Source organism: Leifsonia sp. NPDC102414, assembly GCF_044765685.1.
Taxonomy (GTDB): Bacteria; Actinomycetota; Actinomycetes; order Actinomycetales; family Microbacteriaceae; genus Leifsonia.
In genome coordinates this window covers 6,741-27,264 of record NZ_JBIWKN010000004.1, presented here as the reverse complement: position 1 = coordinate 27,264, position 20,524 = coordinate 6,741, and the positions used below count along the sequence as shown (strand labels likewise).

The window sequence follows — 20,524 nt, the reverse complement described above, 5'->3', positions numbered from 1 at the left end:
TGCACGTGTGAGCAACCTGGAACGCGACCCGGCCGAGGTGCTGGTCGGTGACGACCCCGTGGTGCTCGACGCCCCTGTCGAGATCCTGGAGCCGAGGGAGGTGCCGCTCGGCGGCCCGCGCGCCATGAACGTGCGCCGCACCCTCCCCCAGCGCCGCCGCTCGCTGATCGGCGGCTGGTGCTTCATCGACCACTACGGCCCGGACGACGTGTCCGCGACGGGCGGGATGCGCGTCCCGCCGCATCCGCACACCGGGCTGCAGACGGTGAGCTGGCTGTTCGAGGGCGAGATCGAGCACAGGGACAGCGTCGGCAGTCACGCGATGGTGCGGCCGGGCGAGCTCAACCTGATGACGGCGGGCCGCGGGATCAGCCACTCGGAGGTGTCGACGCCGGGGACCACGCGGTTGCACGGCGTGCAGCTCTGGGTGGCGCTCCCGGACGCGTCGCGCGCGACGGAGCCGTTCTTCGAGCACCACGTCCCCGTCTCCGGCAGGCTCGGCGACGCCGAGGTGCGCACGTTCGTCGGGTGGCTCGCCGGCAGCGGAACGGACGCTACCGTGTTCAGCCCGTTGGTCGGCGCCGAGCTGCTGCTGCGCACGGCAGGCGAGGTCGTCGTGCCTCTCGATCCGTCGTTCGAGCACGGAGTCCTGGTGGATGCAGGCGACGTGACGGTCGCGGGCGCTGACGTGCCTCGCGCCCACCTGGCGTACCTCCCGCCCGGCTGCGACACGGTGACGATCACCGCGGGGGACGGAGGCGCACGGCTCGTGCTGCTGGGCGGCGAGCCGCTCGGCGAGCAGATCGTGATGTGGTGGAACTTCATCGGCCGCAGCCACGAGGACATTGTGCAGTACCGCTCCGAGTGGATGCGCGACGTGATCGACGACGAGGACGAGCACGGCCGGTTCGGCGTCGTCGCCGGCTACGACGGGCGCCCCCTGCCCGCGCCGGAACTGCCGACCGTGCGGCTCAAGCCCCGAGGCTAGCGGCGCTCCCACGCCGGGCGGCGGCTACTGCAGCGCCGAGGTCAGCCGCGCGAGGTTGTCGAGCACCGTCGAGCGCAGCGGCTGCTTCATCCACTCGTCGAGTGTGAGCTCGCGGCTGTCCTTGCGGTAGCCGTCCTCCACCGCGCGCATCTCGTCAACGAACGAGCGGCCGCGCACCATCAGCGAAACCTCCATGTTGAGCTGGAAGGAGCGCATGTCCATGTTGCTCGACCCGATCACCGCGACGTCGTCGTCGATCGTGAAGTGCTTGGCGTGCAGGATGTACGGCTTCTTGTACATCCAGATACGCACGCCGGCCCGTAGCAGCGCCTCGTAATACGACCGCTGGGCGTGGTAGACGAGCGCCTGGTCACCGATCTCGGAGACGAACAGGTCGACGGCGATGCCGCGCTGCGTCGCCGTGGTGATGGCCATCAGCATCGACTCGTCCGGCACGAAGTACGGCGAGGTGATCACGATGCGCTCCTGCGCGTAGTACAGCAGCGCCAGGAACAGGCGCAGGTTGTTCTCGCCGGGGAATCCTGGGCCGGACGGCACCACCTGGGCGTCGAGCGCGCTGGTGGTGAGGTCGTCTGTGATCGGCTCTGTCTCGCGGCGCAGCAGCTCGTCCGTCTCCGAATACCAGTCGGTGATGAAGATGGCGTTGAGACCGGCGACGATCGGCCCCTCCAGCCGGACGATCAGCTCTTTCCACTTCAGGCCGCGCTTGATGTTCGACTTCTTGTTGTAGCTGCGGTCGATCACATTCTGAGAACCCATGAAGCCGACCTTGCCGTCGACGATGAGCAGCTTGCGGTGGTTGCGGAGGTCGGGCCGCTGGTACTTGCCCTTGAACGGCTGCACAGGGAGCATCAGGTGCCAGGATGCGCCCATCTCGGTGAGCCGCTTGGTGGTCTGCTTGTAGTCCCTGGTGCGGAACGACGCGACGTGGTCGAGCAGCACGCGCACGGAGACGCCGCGCTTCACCGCATCCTCGAGTGCGTCGAAGAACGGCCTGGTCGTCTGGTCGCAGCTCAGGATGTAGAACTCGACGTGCACATACTTGCGCGCCTTCGCGATCTCCGCTGTCATCGCATCCAGTGACGCCTGGTAGTCGCCGTTGAGGCTCGCCGTGTTGCCGCCGACCAGCGGCATCGCGCCGAGGTTGCGGTTGAGCGCCACCACCGACTCCAGCCACGGTGGCCAGGGGTGATCGCGGCTCACCCGCTCCATGCCGTCCGTGGACTCGATGATGAAGCGGTTGATCTCCGCCTGCTTGTCGCGGCGGCGCTTCGGCAGCTTGTACGACCCGATCAGCAGGAAGAACAGCACGCCGATGTACGGGATGAAGAAGATCGCGAGCAGCCACGCGGTCGCCGACGATGGCTTGCGGTTGCGCGGAACCACGATGATCGCGATGACGCGGATGACGAAGTCGATCAGCAGCAGCAGCACCACGATGGCGGTGGTGAGGAACCCTGCGTCCATCGGCGCGCATCCCCTTCACCGCTTGTGTGTGGACACGCTGACGTGCGCGCCCTATCGCATACCGTATCGAAGCGGCGGGCCGGAGGGTACCTGCGACGCGGCCGGAGTGCGTGGCGACGTGCGCCGCGCGCGTCGGATGCCGGCGAGCTGGATAGGGGCTGCTACGCCTTGGGCGCGAGGCCGCGGCGAGCGCGCTCCTCGGATTCCATCCGCGAGTACACCTTCCGCTCCGTGCGGTCGGCACGGATGATGAGGCGCATGATCAGCCAGAAGAGCAGACCGACGAGGACGGTCGGTGCAAGCGACCAGACAATCCCAGCTACGACGTCATTCATAACCTGATAATGGTAGCTCCTGGACCTGAGAACGGAATCCATCACGCCACCCTTCACCGTCTTCCTCACCACCTGGCAGTTCGACCCGGTCGCCGCTGTCGCGCTCGTGGCCGCTGCCGGCCTCTATCTCGCGGGCATCCCGGCGCTGCGTCGCAGAGGCCACCGCTGGCCGACAGCGCCGACGGTCTGGTTCTTCGCTCTCGGCCTCGGCTCGTACGCGTGGGTGTCGTTCGGTTTCCTCGGCGCGTACAGCTCAGAGCTGCGGTGGGCGTTCACCACACGGATCGCGCTGCTGCTGTTCGCCGTGCCTGCCTTGATCAGCCTGGGCAGACCGGTCGCGCTGGCCAGGCTGGCGCTGGAGGGACGCAGGGCGAGCAGGCTGGAGGCGACGCTGCGGTCCCGCGCGATCCGGCTGTTCGGCAATGCGATGTTCGCTCCGCTGTTCGCCTGCGCGGTGTTCCTGGTGTTCCTCACACCGGTCGCGGCCGTGCTGCGCGACAACCCGTGGTCGGAGTGGACGATCACCATCGTCACGCCACTGGCCGGGATGCTCATGGTGCTCCCGATCGCGGCGCACTCGATCATCCGCACCAGCTTCTTCGTGACCGTGGAGTTCCTGCTGGCGTTCGTGGAGATGCTGCTGGATGCGGTCCCCGGCCTGCTCCTGCGGCTGAACGACGGCATCCTGGATCACGCGCCCGCCGTGCTCGGCCATCTGCCGTTCTGGTTCCCGAACGCGCTCCACGACCAGCATCTGTCCGGCGACTTCCTGTGGTTCATCGCAGAAATCGCGGACGTGCCCGTGCTCATCATCCTGTTCGTCCGGTGGATGCGCCTGGACCGCCGCGAGGCCACCCGCTACGACGACCTGTCGGACGCCGAACTCGACGCGCTGACCCAGGCCCACCTGCGCCGGCGGCCGTAGCGCCGCACGCTGCGCCGCACGCCTCGTGCGAAACGTGCGGTGCCGGGCGCGGCGACCGCGGCTTTCGCACGAGCGGTGGGCCGCGTGGCGCTGCTGCGCCGCGCTACTTGACGAGCGGGAAGAGGATCGTCTCGCGGATGCCGAGGCCGGTGAGCGCCATCAGGAGGCGGTCGATACCCATGCCCATGCCACCGGACGGCGGCATGCCGAACTCGAGCGCACGCAGGAACTCCTCGTCGAGGCGCATCGCTTCGACATCGCCCTGCGCCGCCAGCTTGGCCTGCTCGACGAAGCGGTCGCGCTGCACCACAGGGTCGACCAGCTCGGAGTATCCGGTGGCGAGCTCGAAGCCGCGCGTGTACAGGTCCCACTTCTCAACGACGCCGTCGCGCGACCGGTGTGCGCGCACGAGCGGGCTGGTGTCCACGGGGAAGTCCATGACGAACGTCGGCCGCACCAGCGTGTCCTTGACGAAGTGCTCCCACAGCTCCTCGACGTACTTGCCGGGCAGGGGATGTTCGATCTCGATCCCCTCCACAGCCGCGATCTCGCGCAGTCTCTCCACAGATGTCGCCGGGGTGATCTCTTCGCCGACCGCCTCGGACAGGCTGTCGTACATGCGAATTCGATCCCACTCCCCGCCGAGGTCGTACTCGGTGCCATCGGCCCAGGTCACGACGTGCGAACCGGAGATCGCCTGCGCGGCGTTCTGGATGAGGGTCTGAGTGAGGTCCGCGATGGAGTTGTAGTCTCCGTACGCCTCGTACGCTTCCAGCATCGCGAACTCGGGCGAGTGCGTGGAGTCCGCGCCCTCGTTGCGGAAGTTGCGGTTGATCTCGAACACGTGGTCGATGCCGCCGACGACAGCGCGCTTGAGGTAAAGCTCCGGCGCGATGCGCAGGTAGAGGTCGGTGTCGAACGCGTTCGAGTGGGTCACGAACGGGCGGGCGGACGCTCCGCCGTGCATCACCTGCAGCATCGGGGTCTCCACCTCGATGAAGTCGCGCTCCGCGAAGGTCTTTCGCAGGCTGGCGACCGTCTTGGCACGGTCGACCACGTTCCTGCGGGCCTGCTCGCGAGCGATGAGGTCGAGGTAGCGGCTGCGGACGCGCGTCTCCTCGTTGAGCTCGTTGTGCAGGTTCGGCAGGGGAAGCAGCGCCTTGGAGGCGATGGTCCAGCTCTCGACCATGATCGACAGCTCGCCGCGGCGGCTCGAGATCACTTCGCCGGAGACGAAGAGGTGGTCGCCGAGGTCGACGAGTTCCTTCCACTCGGCCAGCGACTCCTCGCCGACGGCCGCGAGCGACACCATGACCTGGATGCGCGTACCGTCGCCCGACTGGAGCACGGCGAAGCAGAGCTTGCCGGTGTTCCTGAGGTGCACGACGCGACCGGCGACGCCGACCTTTTCGCCGGAGACCTCGTCGGCCTGCAGGTGGCCCCACTTCTCGCGCACGGCGGGGATGGTGGTGGTGATCGGCACGGACACCGGGTACGCGCCGCCTGCGGCGGTCTTCGCCTCGGCGATCAGCCGCTCGCGCTTGGCGAGACGGACGGCCTTCTGCTCGCTGATCTCGTCAGCGGAGAGTTCAGGCTCGGTGGTCTGCGCGTCGGTCATGAGTGTCTTTCGTTCGAGCGGGATGCGGCTTTGGGGTGGTGCCGTGCTGGTGGAGGCCGATCAGTGGATGCTGATGCGCTCGTTGTCGATGAGCCTGGTCGTTCCGACGCGGGCTGCCACGAGCACCACGGCTGGGCCGTGGTGGTCTTCGGCGACGGCGAGGAACGAGTCCGGGTCGACGACCACGAGATAGTCAAGCTTAACGGCTGGTTCGCTGTCGATTCGCTCGCGCGCGGCGGCGAGCACCGCATCCACTCCTCCCGGCGTGGCGGTCGCAGCCTCGGCGGCGGCGGCGAGTGCTTGGGAGAGGACGACGGCCGCGGCGCGGCCAGCCGGGTCGAGGTAGGCGTTGCGGCTGGAGAGGGCGAGACCGTCCTGCTCGCGCACCGTGTCGACCACGGCGATCGAGGTGGCGATGTTCAGCTCGTCGACCATGCGTCCGACCAGGTGCACCTGCTGGGCGTCCTTCTGGCCGAACACCGCGACGTCGGGGGCGACGATGTTGAACAGCTTGGCCACGACGGTGAGCATCCCATCGAAGTGGCCGGGCCGGGAGGCGCCCTCGTAGAGCGATCCGACCGCGCCGGCACTGACCCTGGTCTCCGACGCCCCGTTCGGGTACATCTCGGCCGGCGTGGGAGCGAAGACCACGTCGGCGAGCCCGGTCAGCCTGGCCACGTCCGCGTCGAGCGTGCGCGGGTAGCGGTCGAGGTCCTCGCCAGGGCCGAACTGCAAGGGGTTAACGAAGATCGACACGACCACGATGCCACCCAGGTCCCTGGCGTGCGAGACGAGCTGGAGGTGCCCGTCGTGGAGCGCGCCCATCGTCGGCACGAGCACGACGCGGCCGGACGGTGCGTCCGCGCTTCCCTCCAGCGCTGCGTCCCTGCGCGCGGTGGCGATCCGTGCGCGGAGTTCCGGGATGGTGGTCACGACGTCAGGCATCTGCTCCCCTAACGGCCGGTGCGCCTGGCGGCGCGGAGAAGAACGGCCAGTCATCCAGGCTACTCGCCGCGGAGGAACCAGCCGCGGTCGTCGCTCTGCGGCTCGTCGAACACCTCGGACAGGTCGATCGCCGTCGGCGCGGACGCCGTGGTGATCGCGTTGTCGACCGCCGACCGCAGCAGGGAGCTGAGGAACGGGCCGGGGTTCTCCACGCCGATGTCGCGCAGGATGCCGGTGGACTGCTCCACGATCGCGCGGGAGAACGCCGTCGCCGTCGCTACTGCCTCCGCGTACGCCTCCCGGTCCTGCTCGGCGATGACGACCGGTTCGCCGCCCATCTCCACCACCAGCGCCTGGGCGATCGGCAGCACGGGGGCGGGCGCGGTCACGGCGAAGTAGCTCTCGGCGAGTCTGGCGAGATCGAGGCTGGTCCCGGTGAACTCGACGGCCGGGTGCACGGCGATCGGGATCGCCCCTGCTGCCGCCGCAGGCTGCAGCACGGACACGCCGAACCCCGGCGCGGTGTGCATCACGATCTGACCCGGCTGCCAGCTCCCCGTGGCGGCGAGCCCGGCGACCAGGGCAGGCAGCTCGGCGTCCGGAACGGCGATGACCACGAGTTCGCTGCGCTCGACCAGCGTCGGCACATCGAGGATAGGGGCGTTCGGCAGCATCGCTCCAGCCCGCTCCCTGCTCGCCTCCGAGACGGCGGAGACGCCGACGATGGCGTGCCCGGCCCCGGCCAGCGCCGCTCCGATCACCGGGCCGACCCTCCCGGCCCCGATGATGCCGAGGCCGAGTCGTCCTGAGCGCTGCATCAGTGGTTCTCCTCGCGGTGGGCGGACGTGTCGGGAGCGGCCGTCGGCGCCGTGGAGGAGGCCGGAACCGTCGGCGGCGCAGCGAGCGGCGCGGCCTGCTCGAACGGGAGCTCCGCCCAGCGGTGGCTGCGGTCGGACTGCGCGGAGGCGATCGCGCCGGAGGCCACGTCGTCGAAAAGGGTCACGCTCTGCGGCGCGTCGAGCGCTGCCAGGCGCGGGCGCACAGGACCGGACACCGTGTGGAGGCGGGCACCTGCGAGGCCGAGCAGCCTGTCGATCGGGCCCTGCTCGATCTCGACGCTCTGCAGACGGGCGAGCGGGACCATCGCCAGGCTGCGCCACACGATGCCGCGGCGCAGCAGGATCACGCCGTCGACGATCCGGTAGCCGTTGCGCTGCCACGAGAACGGCCGCACCCAGGCGGCGCGGCGCGGGCTGCCGGTGAAGGCATCCCTGCCCTTCGACGTCATGCCTGCTGCGATCAGGTCGCGGTGCTCGTCGGTCGCGAAGTTCGGGAGCACGAGGCCGAGCACCCGGGAGACGTCCGCCGCGTCGCCGACAGGCAGCATCGTCGTGTTCGGCTGGCCCGCCGCGCCCTTCTCCTTGGAGTGCCCAGCGGTGTCGATGCGGATCTGCCACCAGCCGAACGGACGCCAGAGCAGCGGCTGCAGCACCTCGACCGCGTGGATGCGCCCCGGCGGGAGCGTCTCGTTGCTCAGGGTCAGCAGACCGAAGCCGACCCGCACCCCGTCCGGTGTGCCGGCGATCGAATAGCGAAGCGACTTGGTGAAGCGGTTGATGTAGAAGCTCGCCGACCCGAGCAGACCGGGCAGCACGATGAGCAGCAGCCACACCCGGCCCGTGGATGCGCCGATCACCAGCAGCGCGATGACCACCAGCAGGAAGATGGTGAAGCCGCTGAGCACCAACGACCCCAGGAGCCGGAGCGGCGGGATCTTCACGACCGACTCCGGAGGCGCGGCGTTCGGGTCGAGCTCGGGGGCGATGAACTCGTTCACCCGACGGGTCACCAGGTCGGAGACAGCGCCAACACGCCCGTCCGGCACGCCAGGTGCCACGGCACCGTCCGCTACCGGGCCGGCTGTCACCGGGCCGGCCGCGACCGGGCCATCCGCGACCGTGCCATCCGCGACTGTGCCAGCCGCAACCGCGCCACCGGCCGCAGAGCCGGCGCCCGCCTCGCTCGCGCGCACCCCAGACGCCATCCGCAGCACATCCCCGCGCAGCCCGTCCGCCAGCGACGAGCCAAGGTACGCCAGCTGCACGTTCGCGTCGTGCCCTGCCACGCTGATGTCGAGCTTCGCCGCCCCGAAGATTCTGGCCAGCACGGGGCGCACCACGTTGATGCCCTGGATGCGGTCCAGCCGAGCCTTCCGCTGGGTGCGGAACAGGATGCCGCTGCGCACCTCGACCGCGTCGTCCGTGATCCGGAAGCTGTGCATCCGCCAGGACAGGTAGAACGCGCCGAGGCAGAGCAGCAGCACCACCGCGATGGCCAGGAGCGCCCAGCCCTCCCAGCCGTGATCGTAGATCTGGTCGATCGGGTCGCCGCCGAAGTCCGGCGTTCCGACGAAGAACCCGACGATCCGCTCGCGCAGGTTCGACAGCACGAAGCCGAGGATGGCGACGAAGACGATGCCACCGCGCAGCAGAGGGGTCGCGGGATGCAGGCGATGCCATTCGCCGTCCGTGTACCGTTCGGCGGCGCGCTCCGCTGCGCTGAGCGGCGCGCTCACAGCCCCGCCCGCCTGCTCTCAGCCAGCTCGACGAGGCGGTCCCGCAGTTCGGCAGCGACCGGCTCTGGGAGGCCGGGGATGACCACGCTGGTCGACGCCGCAGCCGTCACGAACTTGAGGTCGGCCAGGCCGAGGATGCGGCCGACGGGTCCCCGGTTGATGTCGATGAGCTGCATCCTGCCGTACGGAACGGACACGAAGCGCTGGTACATGATGCCGCGACGGAACAGCAGGTCGTCGTCGCGCATCCGGTAGCCGATCGAGCGGGCGCGGCGCGGCGCGATGATCAGGCCGACGATCGTGCCGATCACCACGACGGCCAGCAGCACCCAGCCCCAGCTCCACTGCGCGACCAGCCACAGGAACGTTGCCGCCGCCGCCAGCACGACGCCGCTGACGATCGCGCCGACGATGACCACGACCACGTACTTCGGGGAGACGCGCTGCCACTCCCCGACGCTCAGATCAAGACGATTCGACATGGACATTCTCCGGATCGCCGTTCTTGTCGTCGGGTGGGATGGTGCAGAGGAACTCGGCGACGAGCCCGGCGATCAGCAGCACGACGGCGCCGATCGTCGATGCGACCGTCAGCCAGACCGCGCTCCCCGTCGGGATCACGGCGCGGCTCAGGAGGTAGGCGACGAATCCGGCGCCGAGGCCGGTGAGCAGCGCTCCGGACAGGCTGCACGCCTTCGCCAGCACCACGATGCGCATCGCCTGGAACGGGTCGATGGCGCGCGAACTGCGGCCGCGAACGGCCCGCCGGATCGGCACGGCGAACGCGACGACGATGATCGACACGGCCACGAGGGTGATCGGCAGGGTCAGCGGAGGGATGAACACCGCGAGCCCGGCGCCGGACAGCGCCAGCTCGATCAGGAAGCCGGCGACCGCCGCGACGACGCCGAGCACGATCAGCGAGACGGGACTCGTGCGCTTCACGATGCGCTCCCCTCGTAGCGGTGCACGGGATCGGTGGCACGGGCGGCGAGGTCGGCGACGCGTCCGTGGCCGGTGAGCTGCGCGTCCGGTGCGATGTCGAGCCACGGGACGAGCACGAACGCTCGCTCGGCCGCGCGGGGATGCGGAAGGGTGACGCGCTCGTCGTCGGAGACGATGCCGTCGTAGTCGACGATGTCGATGTCGATGGTGCGGTCGCCCCAGCGTTCTTCGCGCACCCGGCCGAGGGCGTCTTCGACCGCGTTCACCGCCTCGAGCAGCGCGAGCGGGTCGAGGATCGTGTCGATGACGGCGACCGCGTTGAGGTAAGCGGGTGCGTCGTGGTCGATGCCGTCGAGCTTCAGGGCGGGCGTCTCGTAGAGCGGGGACACCGCATCCAGGTGGATGCCCGGCGTGGCTTCGAGCGCGGTGAACGCCGCGCGGATGGTCGCCTCCCGGTCGCCGAGGTTGCCGCCGAACGCCAGCACGGCCGGGTGGCCGACGCGCAGGCGCTGCTGCTTGGGCGTCACCCCTCCCGGCGTCATGACCGCTCCCGCAGGATGCGCACGGCGACGTCGCCGAACGGCACGCTGATCGGGGCGTCCGGCTTGTGCACGGTCACCTCGACGGCGTCGACCGGTGGGTGCGCGAGCACCACGCCAGCGACCCGCTCCGCCACGGTCTCGATCAGGTCGACGGGATCGCGGCGCACCGCGTCGGCGATCTCCTCGGCGAGGTCGCCGTAGTGGACCGTGTGCGCCACGTCGTCGGAGGCGGCGGGCGCGGCCAGGTCGAGCCACGCGGTCACGTCGACCACGAAGTCCTGTCCGTTCTCCCGTTCGAAGTCGTAGACACCGTGATTGGCGCGCACGCGGAGGCCGGTGAGGACGATCGCGTCGGACGGTCGGGTCGCAGCTGGCCTAGTCATCTCTTCCAGCTTGCCACGCCCGCACGACATCGAGGGCGATCCTGGTGGATGCGACATCGTGCACCCGCACGGCCCACGCACCTTCGCGCGCTGCAAGGGCGCTGATCACGGCGGTAGGCGCATCCCGGTCGGTCGCCGGTGCGTCGTCGTCGAGCAGGGCGCCGAGGAAGCGTTTGCGGGACGCGCCGATCAGGATCGGGTAGCCGAGCGTCTCCAGTTCCGGCAGCCCGGCGAGCACCTGCCAGTTGTGCTCTCCCGTCTTGGAGAAGCCGAGCCCAGGGTCGAGGATGAGCCTGCTCGGGTCGATGCCGACCTCGAGCAGGGAGGTGACACGGGCGGAGAGCTCGGCGCGCACCTCGCCGACCGTGTCGGTGTATCTGGCGAGCGAGTCCATCGAGTCGCTCTGGCCGCGCCAGTGCATCACCACGTACTGCAGGCCGGTGTCGAGCAGCGCCTGCGGCATGCCGGGGTCTGCGAGGCCACCGGAGACGTCGTTGATGATCGCAGCGCCGACGGCCGCCGTCTCCCTGGCCGTGCCTGCGTTCATCGTGTCGACGCTCACGGTGATGCCGCGCCGGGCGAGCTCGCGCACGACGGGCACGACCCTTGCCTGTTCCTCCGCCGGGTCGACGCGGAGCGCGCCCGGCCTGGTGGACTCGCCGCCGACGTCGATGATGTCGGCGCCCTGCTCCACGAGGTCGAGGGCGTGCTCGATGGCGGCGCCCGGCTCCAGCCAGAGGCCGCCGTCGCTGAACGAGTCCGGCGTCACGTTGAGGACACCCATGATGAGCGTCACGCGATTCCACGCCCGATCAGGGCGACCAGCTCGGTGCGGGAGGCCGGCTCGGTGAACGCGCCGCGCGCGGCCATCGTGACGGTGGTGCTCTCCGTCTGCCGTGGGCCGCGCGTCGTCACGCAGGTGTGTGCAGCATCGAGGACGACGAAGACGCCGCGCGCCTGCGTGCCGGACTCGATCGTGTCCGCGATCTGCTCGGTGAGCCGCTCCTGGAGCTGCGGACGAGCCGCCAGGGTCTCGACCACCCTCGGGATGCGCCCGAGCCCCACCACCTTCTCGCCCGGCAGGTACGCGACGTGCGCGACGCCGAGGAACGGCAGCAGGTGGTGCTCGCAGACCGACCGGAACGCGATGTCGCGCACCAGGATGGTCTCCGCCTTGTCGGTCTCCAGCGGGACGGCATCGCCCAGCTCTGCCGCCGCATCCTTACCGAGCCCTGCGAAGAACTCGGCGTACGCGTCCGCGACACGCGACGGCGTCGCGGCCAGCCCTGGACGCGCGGAATCCTCGCCGATGGCGGCGAGGATTTCGGCGACGGCTGCCTCGATGCGCGGACGATCGAAACCGGTCATGCGCGCCCCGGCTCTATGCGGTGGCCGGACGCGGCTTGCGAACGGGTGCGCGCTTCGGCTTCGACGGCGGCTCGGAATCGACTCCTCTGTCGACGGCGCCCGAGTCGATCGGCGCCTTGGCCTTCGGGTAGTCGATGGGAGGCAGGTCGGAGATGGGCCGCTTGTCGCTGGACAGCCACTGCGGACGCTCCGGCAGCTTCACGACGTCTTCGAAGATCTCGGCGATCTGGTTGTGGTCGAGCGTCTCCTGCTCGAGCAGCGCGGCGGCCAGACGGTCGAGCACGGCGCGGTTCTCGTTGATGACCTCCCACGCCTCGTCGTGCGCCTTCTCGATGAGGGCGCGGACCTCGGCGTCGACCTGCTCCGCGATGCGCTCCGAGTAGTCGCGCTGGTGACCCATGTCGCGGCCGAGGAACATCTCGCCGTTGGCCTGGCCGAGCTTGACCGAGCCGATGTCGGCGCTCATGCCGTACTCGGTGACCATCTTGCGGGCGATCGAGGTGGCCTTCTCGATGTCGTTGGACGCACCCGTGGTCGGGTCGTGGAAGACGATCTCCTCCGCGACGCGGCCGCCCATGGCGTACGCGAGCTGGTCGAGCAGTTCGTTGCGCGTGACGGAGTACTTGTCCTCCAGCGGCATGACCATCGTGTAACCGAGGGCCCGGCCGCGCGGGAGGATCGTGATCTTGGTCACGGGGTCGGTGTGACGCATCGCGGCGGCGGCGAGAGCGTGGCCGCCCTCGTGGTACGCCGTGATCAGCTTCTCCTGGTCCTTCATCACGCGGGTGCGCTTCTGCGGGCCGGCGATGACGCGGTCGACGGCCTCATCCAGTGCGCGGTTGTCGATGAGCTGCGCGTTGGAGCGGGCGGTGAGCAGCGCGGCCTCGTTGAGGACGTTGGCCAGGTCGGCGCCTGTGAAGCCGGGCGTCTTGCGTGCCAGCACTTCGAGGTCGACGGATGCGGCGAGGGGCTTGCCTCGGCCGTGCACCTCGAGGATCTTCTTGCGTCCCACCATGTCGGGAGCATCCACGCCGATCTGGCGGTCGAAGCGGCCGGGGCGCAGCAGCGCGGGGTCCAGGATGTCCGGCCGGTTCGTCGCGGCGATCAGGATGACATTGGTCTTCGGGTCGAAGCCGTCCATCTCCACCAGGAGCTGGTTGAGGGTCTGCTCGCGCTCGTCGTGCCCACCGCCGAGGCCGGCGCCACGGTGACGGCCGACAGCGTCGATCTCGTCCACGAAGATGATGGCGGGCGCGTTCTCCTTGGCCTGCTGGAACAGGTCGCGGACGCGGCTCGCGCCGACGCCGACGAACATCTCGACGAAGTCGGAACCGGAGATCGAGTAGAACGGGACACCCGCCTCACCCGCGACAGCGCGGGCGAGCAGCGTCTTACCCGTTCCTGGAGGGCCGTACAGCAGCACCCCCTTCGGGATGCGGGCGCCGACCGCCTGGAACTTGGCCGGCTCCTTGAGGAAGTCCTTGATCTCCTCGAGCTCCTCGATGGCCTCGTCGGAGCCTGCGACGTCGTCGAAGGTGACCTTGGGGCTTTCCTTCGTGACCAGCTTGGCCCGCGACTTGCCGAACTGCATGACCTTGTTTCCGCCGCCCTGCATCCCGGACAGCATGATCCAGAAGAACACGCCGATGAGCAGGACGGGGATGAGGAAGCCGAGCGCGGAGAGCAGCCAGTTGGGCTGCGGAACCTCGTCGTCGTATCCCTTGGGCAGGTTGGCGTCGTCGACCGCCTTGACCACATCCGGGCCGCGTGGGGTGACGTAGTAGAACTGCACCTGGTTGCCGAGCGTCTTGTCGGCGGTGGTGAGCGTCAGGTCGACGCGGTTCTCACCGTCCACGATCTTCGCGCTCGAGACCTTGTCGTCTTGCAGGAGCTCGAGGCCCTTCTGCGTCGACACGGCCTTGAATCCCGACATGGTGATCAGGCTCGAGCCGATCCACACTGCGACGATGGCTAGCACGATGTAGAGAATCGGCCCGCGGAAGATCTTCTTGACGTTCATGGTGCAGCCAGAGTACCGCCACGGGACTGTGCGCCGCCTGCGTGTTCGCTCTGGGCGCGCCGGGCGTTCATCACGCCCGTGATCCGAGGTTCTGGATCAGCTGTAGACGGAGGGAGCGAGAATGCCGACGCCCCGCAGATTGCGGTACTTCTCCGCGTAGTCGAGGCCGTAGCCGACGACGAACTGGTTCGGGATCTCGAAACCGACGTACTTCACGTCGATCTCGACCCGCGCGGCCTCCGGCTTGCGCAGCAGGGTGCAGATCTCGATGGACTCAGGGCCGCGCGAGCGCAGGTTGGCCAGTAGCCAGGACAGCGTGAGGCCGGAGTCGATGATGTCCTCGACGATCAGCACGGTCTTGCCGTCCAGGTCGGTGTCCAGGTCTTTCAGGATGCGCACGACGCCGCTCGACGCCGTGCCGCTTCCGTACGAGCTCACGGCCATCCAGTCCATCGTGACCGGGATCTTCAGCTCGCGGGCCAGGTCGGCCATGACCATGACCGCGCCCTTCAGCACGCCGATCAGGAGGACGTCCTTGCCTGCGTAGTCGCGCTCGATCTCGCGGCAGAGCTCCGCGATACGGGAGCGGATCTGCTCCTCGGTGATGAGAATCTCGGTCAGGTCGTCGTGAACGTCCGTGAGTTCCATGAGGGAGGTGCTGTCCTTAAGAGTTGGGGGAAAACATGAGCAGCCCGTTCTGCCTGACAACTCTAACGCCTGGCAGGCTGAGCGGACCCTGGCCGTGCCAGTCGGTGATCAGCTCGGCGACGGCCAGCGTGTGCGCGCGGCTGAGCGACATCCCGAACTCGGCGGAGACGACCAGGCGGATGATCCTCTGGCGAAGCGCGGCAGGGTCGGCGGCGAGTCCGCGGACGTCGAGCGCGACGGCGCCGTCGTCTGTCTGAGTGACGAGTTCCAGCGCCCAGTCGAGGGCGAGGCCGTCGAGCGCCTCGTCGTCCTCGCGCAGCTGCTCTGCGGTGCGGGCCAGCGCCTCCGCGATGCCGGGGCCGAGCTCGCGCTCCAGCACCGGCAGCACGGCCGTGCGCACGCGCACCCGCGCGTATGCGGGGTCGTCGTTGTGCGGGTCGTCCCACGGCGTGATGCCGCTGTCGGCGCAGAAGGCGTGCGTCGTCTTCCTGCGCAGCCCGAGGAACGGGCGCAGCAGAGTGCCGGTGTCCTCCGCCATGCCCTGCAGACTGGTCGGGCCCGAGCCCCTCGCCAGCCCGAGCAGGACCGTTTCCGCCTGGTCGTCCATGGTGTGCGCCAGCAGGATGCGCTGGGCTCCCGTCGCTGCGCGGACGCGATCGAAGGCGGCGTGGCGGGCCTGGCGGGCCGCGGCCTCCGGGCCGGAACTCCCCGCATCCACTGTCACCCTCTCGACGATGACCGGATCGAGGCCGAGCGCCGTCGCCTGCTCGGCGGCGCGGGCGGCGACGGCGGCCGAGCCATCCTGCAGCCCGTGGTCGACGATCACCGCTCCGGCGCGGAAGCCGGCGCGCGGAGCCTCGAACGCGGTCGCCGCTGCGAGCGCCAGCGAGTCCGCTCCGCCGCTCAAGCCGACGAGCAGCAGCGCATCCTGTGCCAGTGGATGCCGTCGAGCCGGCCCGTGGTCGTCGTGCGCATCCGGGGCCTCCAGAGCGGCCGCCGCAGCGATGGCGGTGCGCACGGCACGGCGCGCATCCGCGATCGGAGGGGTGAGGCGGGGGCGGCGTTCGGCGTCTGGAGAACCGTTGAGGTGCATCCAGTAACGTTATTGCAGACTTTTCGACACAAGGAGAGAACACTATGGCCGAATACGATGCCGTCATCGAGATCCCCAAGGGGAGCCGCAACAAGTACGAGGTGGACCACAAGACCGGGCGGGTGTACCTCGACCGCGTGCTGTTCACGGGCTTCGTCTACCCGACCGACTACGGGTTCTTCGAGAACACGCTCGGCCTCGACGGCGACCCCGTCGACGTGCTGGTGCTGCTCGAGTACCCGGTATTCCCCGGGGTCGGCGTGAAGGTTCGTCCCGTCGGCGTGCTCAACATGAGCGACGAGGCCGGCAGCGACGCCAAGGTGATCGCGGTGCCGCACAAGGACCCGCGCTGGGCGCACATCCAGGACGTGAACGACATCCCGGAGGCCACCCGCAAGGAGATCCAGCACTTCTTCGAGCACTACAAGGACCTGGAGCCCGGCAAGTGGGTCAAGGTCGAGGCCTGGGGCGACGCCGCAGAGGCCAACGAGATCATCGAGGCCGGCTTCAAGAAGCTCGCCGAAGAGGGCCACTAGCCTCCACGCAATCGAGTCCGGACTTGTTCACGCTTCGCTTCGGCGATTCGCGTGAACAAGTCCGGACTCGACTGTTTAAGAACGGGTCAGGCGCTGGGGCGGGCCACCTGGTACCACGGGGAACCCCAGACGGACTGGACTTTGACCACGTCGCCCTCGGTGGGTGCCGCGATCATCATGCCGCCGCCGATGTAGATGCCGACGTGGTAGAAGTCGCCTGGAGCGTCGCCCCAGAAGATGAGGTCGCCCGCCTGCTTCTGGTTGTAGGAGACGAGCTGGCCGCGGTTGGCCGCCGTGTAGTACTGGTTGTTGACCGAGTGGCTGCCGATGTAGACGCCGGCGTAGCCGTAGGCCTTCATGGTCAGACCGGAGCAGTCGTAGCCGACAGGGCCCTCTCCGCCGAAGATGTACGGCTTGCCGAGCTGGGCGCGCGCGTACGCGATCGCGGTGTCGACCACGTTGCCGTTCGGCGGGGCGACAGGGCCGCCGCCTCCTCCGCCGCCGCTCGGCGCCGTGCCTCCGCCACCACCGGAGCTGCCGCTGCCGCCGGCGTTCTGCGCGGCCTCCTCCTGGCGGCGACGCTCGGCCTCGGCCGCGGCAGCAGCGGCAGCCGCTGCCGCCTGAGCCGCGCGAACCTGTTCGCCCTGGAGGTATGCCGCCTCGGTCTGGGTCGACGTGTTCTTCAGCGTCGCGAGCTGGGCGACCAGCTCGGTGGACTTGCTCTGCTGGGTGGCGAGGGCGGCCTGGGCCTGGCTCTGCGCATCCTGAGCCGCCTTCAGGGCGTCGTCCGCCTTGCTCGCGAGCGTCTGGCGCTCGGTCTTGGCGACCTTCGCCTGCGCTGTCAGCGACTCGGCGTTGTTCTTGTCCTTCGTCGCCTGGTCGTAGACGTCCTTCGACTGGGCGGTGAGCTTGCTCATCGTGCCGAGCTGGTACAGCAGCTTGTCGGCCGCAGAGCCGGAGCCACCGCCCTTCAGCATCAGGTCGACGGAGAGATCTCCGCCTCCTCCCGACTTCGCAAGGTGCGAGGCGAGGAGGCCCGCGCGCATCTGCGACGTCTTGGCCTTCTCCGCTGCCGCCGACGCCTGCTTCTGCAGGTCGGCTTCCTTCTTGGTGGCGGTGTCCAGCGCGTCCTTCGCCTGGAAGTACGCTTCCGCCGCCTTCTCCGAGGCGACGCGGGCCGCATCCACGGTGGACTGCAGGCCGGAGATCAGCTGGGTGATGTTGTCGATCATCGCCTGCTGGTTCTGGACGTTCGCCTTCGCCTGCTGCACGTCGTTCCACGACGGGTAGTCGTCGGCGAACGCCGGGGGCGTGATGACGCCGATGGATGCTGTCACCACACCCATCACGCCCGCGCCGATCATGACGCCGGGGCGAACCCGTGGCCTTTCGTTCTGGCTAGCCAAGTGGTGCCTGCCTTTCCCTCATGAACGGGATCCCGTCGATCTTCACACCGTTGATGCGCACCTCATAGTGCAGGTGGCATCCGGTGGATGCGCCGGTCGTTCCGACGCGCGCGATCGGCTGGCCGGCGCTGACCGACTGGCCGATGCCGACGAGGATCCCTCCGTTGCGGATGTGCGCATAACCGGTCTGCACACCGCTTCCGTGGTTGATCAGGACGAAGTTCCCGTACGAGCCGTTGGGGCCTGCGTACTCGACGACGCCAGGGTATGCGGCGTAGATCGGCGAGTTGCACCCCGCCCCGATGTCGATGCCCTGGTGATATGTGCTGCCGACGCCGCCCGGCGACGGACGTGAGCCGAAGCCGTCGGTGATCGGGCCCGCCGCGGGGACAGCCCAGCCCTGCGGGCCGACGTAGCCGCCTGGCAGCCCGCCGGAGCCCTGGGCTGCCGCCGCCGCAGCCGCCGCGGCGACACCGGCCTCGTAGCCGCTGACCGTCTTGGTGACCGTGTCGCGCAGTGCAGCGAGCTGGGCCTGCATCACGACGATCTGCTTCTGCTGCTCTGCGAGCTTGTCCTGCGCCGCCTTCGCCGCCTCGGCCGCCGCCTTGAGCGCCGCCTCCGCCGCGATCCGCAGCTTCTCGCGCTCGGCCTTCGCGACTACGGCCTGCGCTGCGAGCGCCTTGGCCGTGTTCTGAGCCGTCTTGGCGTCGGTGTACACCTGGTTCGACTGCTCGACCAGCTTGGACATGCTGCCGAGGTCGGAGAGCAGCTTGTCCGGGCTGGTGCTGGATGCGCCGTTGCCGCTCAGGAAGAGGTTGGCCGTGAGGTTGCGCCCTCCCGTGCGATAGAGCTGAGCAGCGAGCTTGCCCGCCTGCACGCTGGCGTCGTCTGCCTTCTTCTGGCTCTCGTCCGCCTGCTTCTGGATCAGCTCGGCTTCGATGTTGGCCTTGTCGAACGCGGCCTCCGCTGCCTGCAGCTCCTCGCCGCGCTTGACGGCCTCGGCCTGGGTCGCAGCGACCTCGCCCTTGAGCTGGCTGATGAGCCCGTTGATCTTGTCGACCTGAGCCGCGGCGGCGCCGGCGTTCGCCTTGGCGTTCTGCACGTCCTGCCAGCTCGGATACTGATCCGCGTACGCGGGAGCGGCGACCGCTCCGACCGCGAAGACGGTGGCGACCCCGACCACGGCGACGAGTGCACGCATCCTGAGCTTGAGCACGCCTGCACGCCCGGCGGCGGGGGCTCGTCGGGAGGTGGGGGAGACCGGTTCAGTACGCTTCATCGTTTCCTCGAACCCGTTCGCTCGTGCTCGCTTGAGTCACATGAGTCACACGGGTCCCGTTGTCAACGTGTGCAACTTTAGCAACATGGCCGCTCGGAGCCCAGGGTCGGTGGGCCGGAGAGGTAGTGAAGCTGCGGTGACGACGGGGGCGGCGCGCGACTGCACGGACAGCCCGGGCGGCCGTCGACAGCGAATGTAACCCGCGATCGAGAGCAAATCGTGACCATTCGCTGGCCGGTCGAGAGTTGAGCATTTGTGTCGTTATCGCGGGCGTAAAACCGTGCTCGTGCATCCCGAATCGTCGGACCCGCCCGGGATGCACGCAGGATTCGCTTTTGCCACGGGGTTTCCGTATGCTTGTTCGTCGGTGGTCATCGGAAAGTGAAAGCGATCCGAGACATTCCGGCCCCATCGTTTAGCGGCCTAGGACACCGCCCTTTCACGGCGGCAGCACGGGTTCGAATCCCGTTGGGGTCACTGTCCGTTGAAGGTAACGGCGTCCTATATAATTGAATAGCTTCACTTTGAGGCCCTGTAGCGCAGTTGGTTAGCGTGCCGCCCTGTCACGGCGGAGGTCGCGGGTTCAAGTCCCGTCAGGGTCGCCACGACGAGAAGCCCTTCCACATCGGAAGGGCTTCCGTCTAGAGGCGGCGAATGTCACCTCGAGAGGCTCTGTAGCTCAGTTGGTAGAGCGTTCGACTGAAAATCGAAAGGTCACCGGATCGATGCCGGTCGGAGCCACCACACCACTCCCCTACTCCTGACAAGGATGTAGGGGTTTCGTGTTTCTGGCCCCGAGACGCCGAGTACGCGTCGCGAGAGACGAACCCGGCCAGAGCCGCAATTCGCTGACCCGGCAATCCGGCGGGTTTGAGGGGATATGCCAGAACGCGGGTGTCCACGCAACGCGTGCCACCCACAACGACGAAATCGCCCCGACCTCGCGTGCGCGAGACCGGGGCGATATTTGGTTGGAGTATTCGGGAGTCGCGGCCCGAGCCAGGGTTAGGCATTTCGGCGTACGGCATCGCAACTCCCCGCTTCCGCCCCGAAGAGGCTTCTCTCCGGGGCGGAAGTTATTCACCGGGTGCCGAAGTGGCATAGCTAGGCGAACTTGGCTATTTCGGATGCCTTAGCGCTCCGCTGGGCGGCGCTTCCGCTTGGCAAGCGCGAGAATGACGCCCGCGCCAAGCAGCATTCCGACGCCGCCAAGAGTTGCTCCAACGTCGAGTCCGGTCGTCGCGAGGCTGGCCTCCGCCGGCGCGGGCGCAGGCGCAGGCGACGTCGCAGCCGCCGGAACCGCGACCAACGTCACGTCAGCCGTGTTCGTTCCAGCAGCACCATTCACCGTGAACGTCACCGTCGCAACACCCGCAGCAACCCCCGACAACGGTGCACTATACGTGCCGTCACCGTTATCCGTCACCGCT

General features: G+C 68.7%; 21 protein-coding genes and 3 tRNA genes. 6 read left to right on the top strand and 18 right to left on the bottom strand.

What is annotated here, in order from left to right:
- Positions 1-7 precede the first annotated feature (7 nt).
- Entirely contained in the window at positions 8-988 is a 981-nt protein-coding gene (locus ACIRCZ_RS15505) for a pirin family protein (RefSeq protein WP_402854608.1), read from the top strand.
- A gap of 24 nt (positions 989-1,012) precedes the next feature.
- Here ACIRCZ_RS15505 and cls read toward each other — a convergent pair whose 3' ends face one another.
- Together cls and ACIRCZ_RS15495 are read right to left on the bottom strand one after the other, a co-directional pair.
- The gene (cls, locus tag ACIRCZ_RS15500) at positions 1,013-2,476 is read right to left on the bottom strand and encodes a cardiolipin synthase (protein ID WP_402854606.1); all 1,464 of its coding nucleotides are present in this window, start codon (positions 2,474-2,476) and stop codon (positions 1,013-1,015) included.
- 161 nt (positions 2,477-2,637) lie between these two features.
- Positions 2,638-2,811: a hypothetical protein gene (locus ACIRCZ_RS15495; protein ID WP_200949708.1), complete on the bottom strand. Its 174-nt coding sequence runs from the start codon at positions 2,809-2,811 to the stop codon at positions 2,638-2,640.
- A 106-nt stretch (positions 2,812-2,917) separates the two neighbouring features.
- Between ACIRCZ_RS15495 and ACIRCZ_RS15490 the strand changes: the two genes are divergently transcribed.
- Positions 2,918-3,736: a cytochrome c oxidase assembly protein gene (locus ACIRCZ_RS15490; protein ID WP_402854603.1), complete on the top strand. Its 819-nt coding sequence runs from the start codon at positions 2,918-2,920 to the stop codon at positions 3,734-3,736.
- 103 nt (positions 3,737-3,839) lie between these two features.
- On the opposite strand, the gene lysS is transcribed toward ACIRCZ_RS15490, so the two are convergent.
- The 13 genes from lysS to tilS all read right to left on the bottom strand — a co-directional run bounded on the left by lysS (position 3,840) and on the right by tilS (position 15,873).
- Complete coding sequence (lysS, locus tag ACIRCZ_RS15485) at positions 3,840-5,354, bottom strand: lysine--tRNA ligase (protein WP_055899173.1); 1,515 nt, start codon at positions 5,352-5,354, stop codon at positions 3,840-3,842.
- Positions 5,355-5,414: 60 nt separating this feature from the next.
- Positions 5,415-6,299 (bottom strand): pantoate--beta-alanine ligase, encoded by an 885-nt coding sequence (gene panC, locus ACIRCZ_RS15480; RefSeq protein WP_402854601.1) that lies wholly within the window; start codon positions 6,297-6,299, stop codon positions 5,415-5,417.
- A gap of 59 nt (positions 6,300-6,358) precedes the next feature.
- The gene (locus ACIRCZ_RS15475) at positions 6,359-7,117 is read right to left on the bottom strand and encodes a Rossmann-like and DUF2520 domain-containing protein (RefSeq protein ID WP_055899166.1); all 759 of its coding nucleotides are present in this window, start codon (positions 7,115-7,117) and stop codon (positions 6,359-6,361) included.
- The gene (locus ACIRCZ_RS15470) at positions 7,117-8,874 is read right to left on the bottom strand and encodes a PH domain-containing protein (protein ID WP_402854598.1); all 1,758 of its coding nucleotides are present in this window, start codon (positions 8,872-8,874) and stop codon (positions 7,117-7,119) included. Before ACIRCZ_RS15470 ends, ACIRCZ_RS15475 begins: the two co-directional genes overlap by 1 nt.
- Positions 8,871-9,356 carry a PH domain-containing protein gene (locus ACIRCZ_RS15465; protein WP_055899163.1) on the bottom strand — a complete coding sequence of 162 codons (486 nt, stop codon included), beginning with the start codon at positions 9,354-9,356 and terminating at the stop codon, positions 8,871-8,873. Before ACIRCZ_RS15465 ends, ACIRCZ_RS15470 begins: the two co-directional genes overlap by 4 nt.
- Complete coding sequence (locus ACIRCZ_RS15460) at positions 9,340-9,819, bottom strand: DUF3180 domain-containing protein (RefSeq protein ID WP_055899160.1); 480 nt, start codon at positions 9,817-9,819, stop codon at positions 9,340-9,342. The genes ACIRCZ_RS15465 and ACIRCZ_RS15460 overlap by 17 nt, the downstream gene beginning before the upstream one ends.
- The gene (gene folK / locus ACIRCZ_RS15455; protein WP_055899157.1) at positions 9,816-10,361 is read right to left on the bottom strand and encodes a 2-amino-4-hydroxy-6-hydroxymethyldihydropteridine diphosphokinase; all 546 of its coding nucleotides are present in this window, start codon (positions 10,359-10,361) and stop codon (positions 9,816-9,818) included. Before folK ends, ACIRCZ_RS15460 begins: the two co-directional genes overlap by 4 nt.
- Positions 10,358-10,744, bottom strand: a complete 387-nt coding sequence (gene folB, locus ACIRCZ_RS15450; protein WP_055899154.1) for a dihydroneopterin aldolase — start codon at positions 10,742-10,744, stop codon at positions 10,358-10,360. Before folB ends, folK begins: the two co-directional genes overlap by 4 nt.
- Positions 10,737-11,540, bottom strand: coding sequence for a dihydropteroate synthase (gene folP, locus ACIRCZ_RS15445; RefSeq protein ID WP_055899151.1), 804 nt, complete (start codon positions 11,538-11,540; stop codon positions 10,737-10,739). The genes folB and folP overlap by 8 nt, the downstream gene beginning before the upstream one ends.
- Positions 11,537-12,112 (bottom strand): GTP cyclohydrolase I FolE, encoded by a 576-nt coding sequence (gene folE, locus ACIRCZ_RS15440; RefSeq protein WP_402854594.1) that lies wholly within the window; start codon positions 12,110-12,112, stop codon positions 11,537-11,539. The genes folP and folE overlap by 4 nt, the downstream gene beginning before the upstream one ends.
- Positions 12,113-12,125: 13 nt before the next feature.
- The gene (ftsH, locus tag ACIRCZ_RS15435; RefSeq protein WP_402854592.1) at positions 12,126-14,132 is read right to left on the bottom strand and encodes an ATP-dependent zinc metalloprotease FtsH; all 2,007 of its coding nucleotides are present in this window, start codon (positions 14,130-14,132) and stop codon (positions 12,126-12,128) included.
- Positions 14,133-14,228: 96 nt separating this feature from the next.
- Positions 14,229-14,780, bottom strand: coding sequence for a hypoxanthine phosphoribosyltransferase (gene hpt / locus ACIRCZ_RS15430; RefSeq protein WP_055899140.1), 552 nt, complete (start codon positions 14,778-14,780; stop codon positions 14,229-14,231).
- Between the two features lie 16 nt (positions 14,781-14,796).
- The gene (gene tilS / locus ACIRCZ_RS15425; protein ID WP_402854589.1) at positions 14,797-15,873 is read right to left on the bottom strand and encodes a tRNA lysidine(34) synthetase TilS; all 1,077 of its coding nucleotides are present in this window, start codon (positions 15,871-15,873) and stop codon (positions 14,797-14,799) included.
- An 11-nt stretch (positions 15,874-15,884) separates the two neighbouring features.
- Here tilS and ppa point away from each other — a divergent pair, with 11 nt between their 5' ends.
- Positions 15,885-16,409 carry an inorganic diphosphatase gene (gene ppa / locus ACIRCZ_RS15420; protein WP_268765836.1) on the top strand — a complete coding sequence of 175 codons (525 nt, stop codon included), beginning with the start codon at positions 15,885-15,887 and terminating at the stop codon, positions 16,407-16,409.
- Positions 16,410-16,495: 86 nt separating this feature from the next.
- Here the strand turns inward: ppa and ACIRCZ_RS15415 are convergent, their stop codons facing one another.
- Entirely contained in the window at positions 16,496-17,773 is a 1,278-nt protein-coding gene (locus tag ACIRCZ_RS15415) for an NlpC/P60 family protein (protein WP_402854587.1), read from the bottom strand.
- 34 nt (positions 17,774-17,807) lie between these two features.
- On the bottom strand, positions 17,808-19,094 hold the full coding sequence (locus tag ACIRCZ_RS15410) for a M23 family metallopeptidase (RefSeq protein WP_055899129.1): 1,287 nt from the start codon (positions 19,092-19,094) through the stop codon (positions 17,808-17,810).
- Positions 19,095-19,498: 404 nt separating this feature from the next.
- Here ACIRCZ_RS15410 and ACIRCZ_RS15405 point away from each other — a divergent pair.
- The 3 genes from ACIRCZ_RS15405 to ACIRCZ_RS15395 all read left to right on the top strand — a co-directional run bounded on the left by ACIRCZ_RS15405 (position 19,499) and on the right by ACIRCZ_RS15395 (position 19,838).
- Positions 19,499-19,571: transfer RNA gene (locus ACIRCZ_RS15405), tRNA-Glu, on the top strand.
- 51 nt (positions 19,572-19,622) lie between these two features.
- Positions 19,623-19,699 (top strand) — tRNA-Asp (locus ACIRCZ_RS15400).
- A 63-nt stretch (positions 19,700-19,762) separates the two neighbouring features.
- Positions 19,763-19,838: transfer RNA gene (locus tag ACIRCZ_RS15395), tRNA-Phe, on the top strand.
- A 388-nt stretch (positions 19,839-20,226) separates the two neighbouring features.
- Here the strand turns inward: ACIRCZ_RS15395 and ACIRCZ_RS15390 are convergent.
- Positions 20,227-20,524, bottom strand: a 298-nt coding sequence (locus ACIRCZ_RS15390; RefSeq protein WP_402854585.1) for an Ig-like domain-containing protein, incomplete at its 5' end; no start/stop codon positions are given.

Excerpts from the sequence above, each read along its gene's own strand:
- hpt (WP_055899140.1), bottom strand. The coding sequence starts at position 14,780 with ATGGAACTCACGGACGTTCACGACGACCTGACCGAGATTCTCATCACC.
- tilS (WP_402854589.1), bottom strand. The coding sequence starts at position 15,873 with ATGCACCTCAACGGTTCTCCAGACGCCGAACGCCGCCCCCGCCTCACC.
- ACIRCZ_RS15410 (WP_055899129.1), bottom strand. The coding sequence starts at position 19,094 with ATGAAGCGTACTGAACCGGTCTCCCCCACCTCCCGACGAGCCCCCGCC.
- ACIRCZ_RS15495 (WP_200949708.1), bottom strand. The coding sequence starts at position 2,811 with ATGAATGACGTCGTAGCTGGGATTGTCTGGTCGCTTGCACCGACCGTC.
- ftsH (WP_402854592.1), bottom strand. The coding sequence starts at position 14,132 with ATGAACGTCAAGAAGATCTTCCGCGGGCCGATTCTCTACATCGTGCTA.
- folE (WP_402854594.1), bottom strand. The coding sequence starts at position 12,112 with ATGACCGGTTTCGATCGTCCGCGCATCGAGGCAGCCGTCGCCGAAATC.
- panC (WP_402854601.1), bottom strand. The coding sequence starts at position 6,299 with ATGCCTGACGTCGTGACCACCATCCCGGAACTCCGCGCACGGATCGCC.
- ACIRCZ_RS15415 (WP_402854587.1), bottom strand. The coding sequence starts at position 17,773 with ATGATCGGCGCGGGCGTGATGGGTGTGGTGACAGCATCCATCGGCGTC.
- ACIRCZ_RS15475 (WP_055899166.1), bottom strand. The coding sequence starts at position 7,117 with ATGCAGCGCTCAGGACGACTCGGCCTCGGCATCATCGGGGCCGGGAGG.
- folK (WP_055899157.1), bottom strand. The coding sequence starts at position 10,361 with ATGACGCCGGGAGGGGTGACGCCCAAGCAGCAGCGCCTGCGCGTCGGC.
- folB (WP_055899154.1), bottom strand. The coding sequence starts at position 10,744 with ATGACTAGGCCAGCTGCGACCCGACCGTCCGACGCGATCGTCCTCACC.
- cls (WP_402854606.1), bottom strand. The coding sequence starts at position 2,476 with ATGGACGCAGGGTTCCTCACCACCGCCATCGTGGTGCTGCTGCTGCTG.
- lysS (WP_055899173.1), bottom strand. The coding sequence starts at position 5,354 with ATGACCGACGCGCAGACCACCGAGCCTGAACTCTCCGCTGACGAGATC.
- ACIRCZ_RS15465 (WP_055899163.1), bottom strand. The coding sequence starts at position 9,356 with ATGTCGAATCGTCTTGATCTGAGCGTCGGGGAGTGGCAGCGCGTCTCC.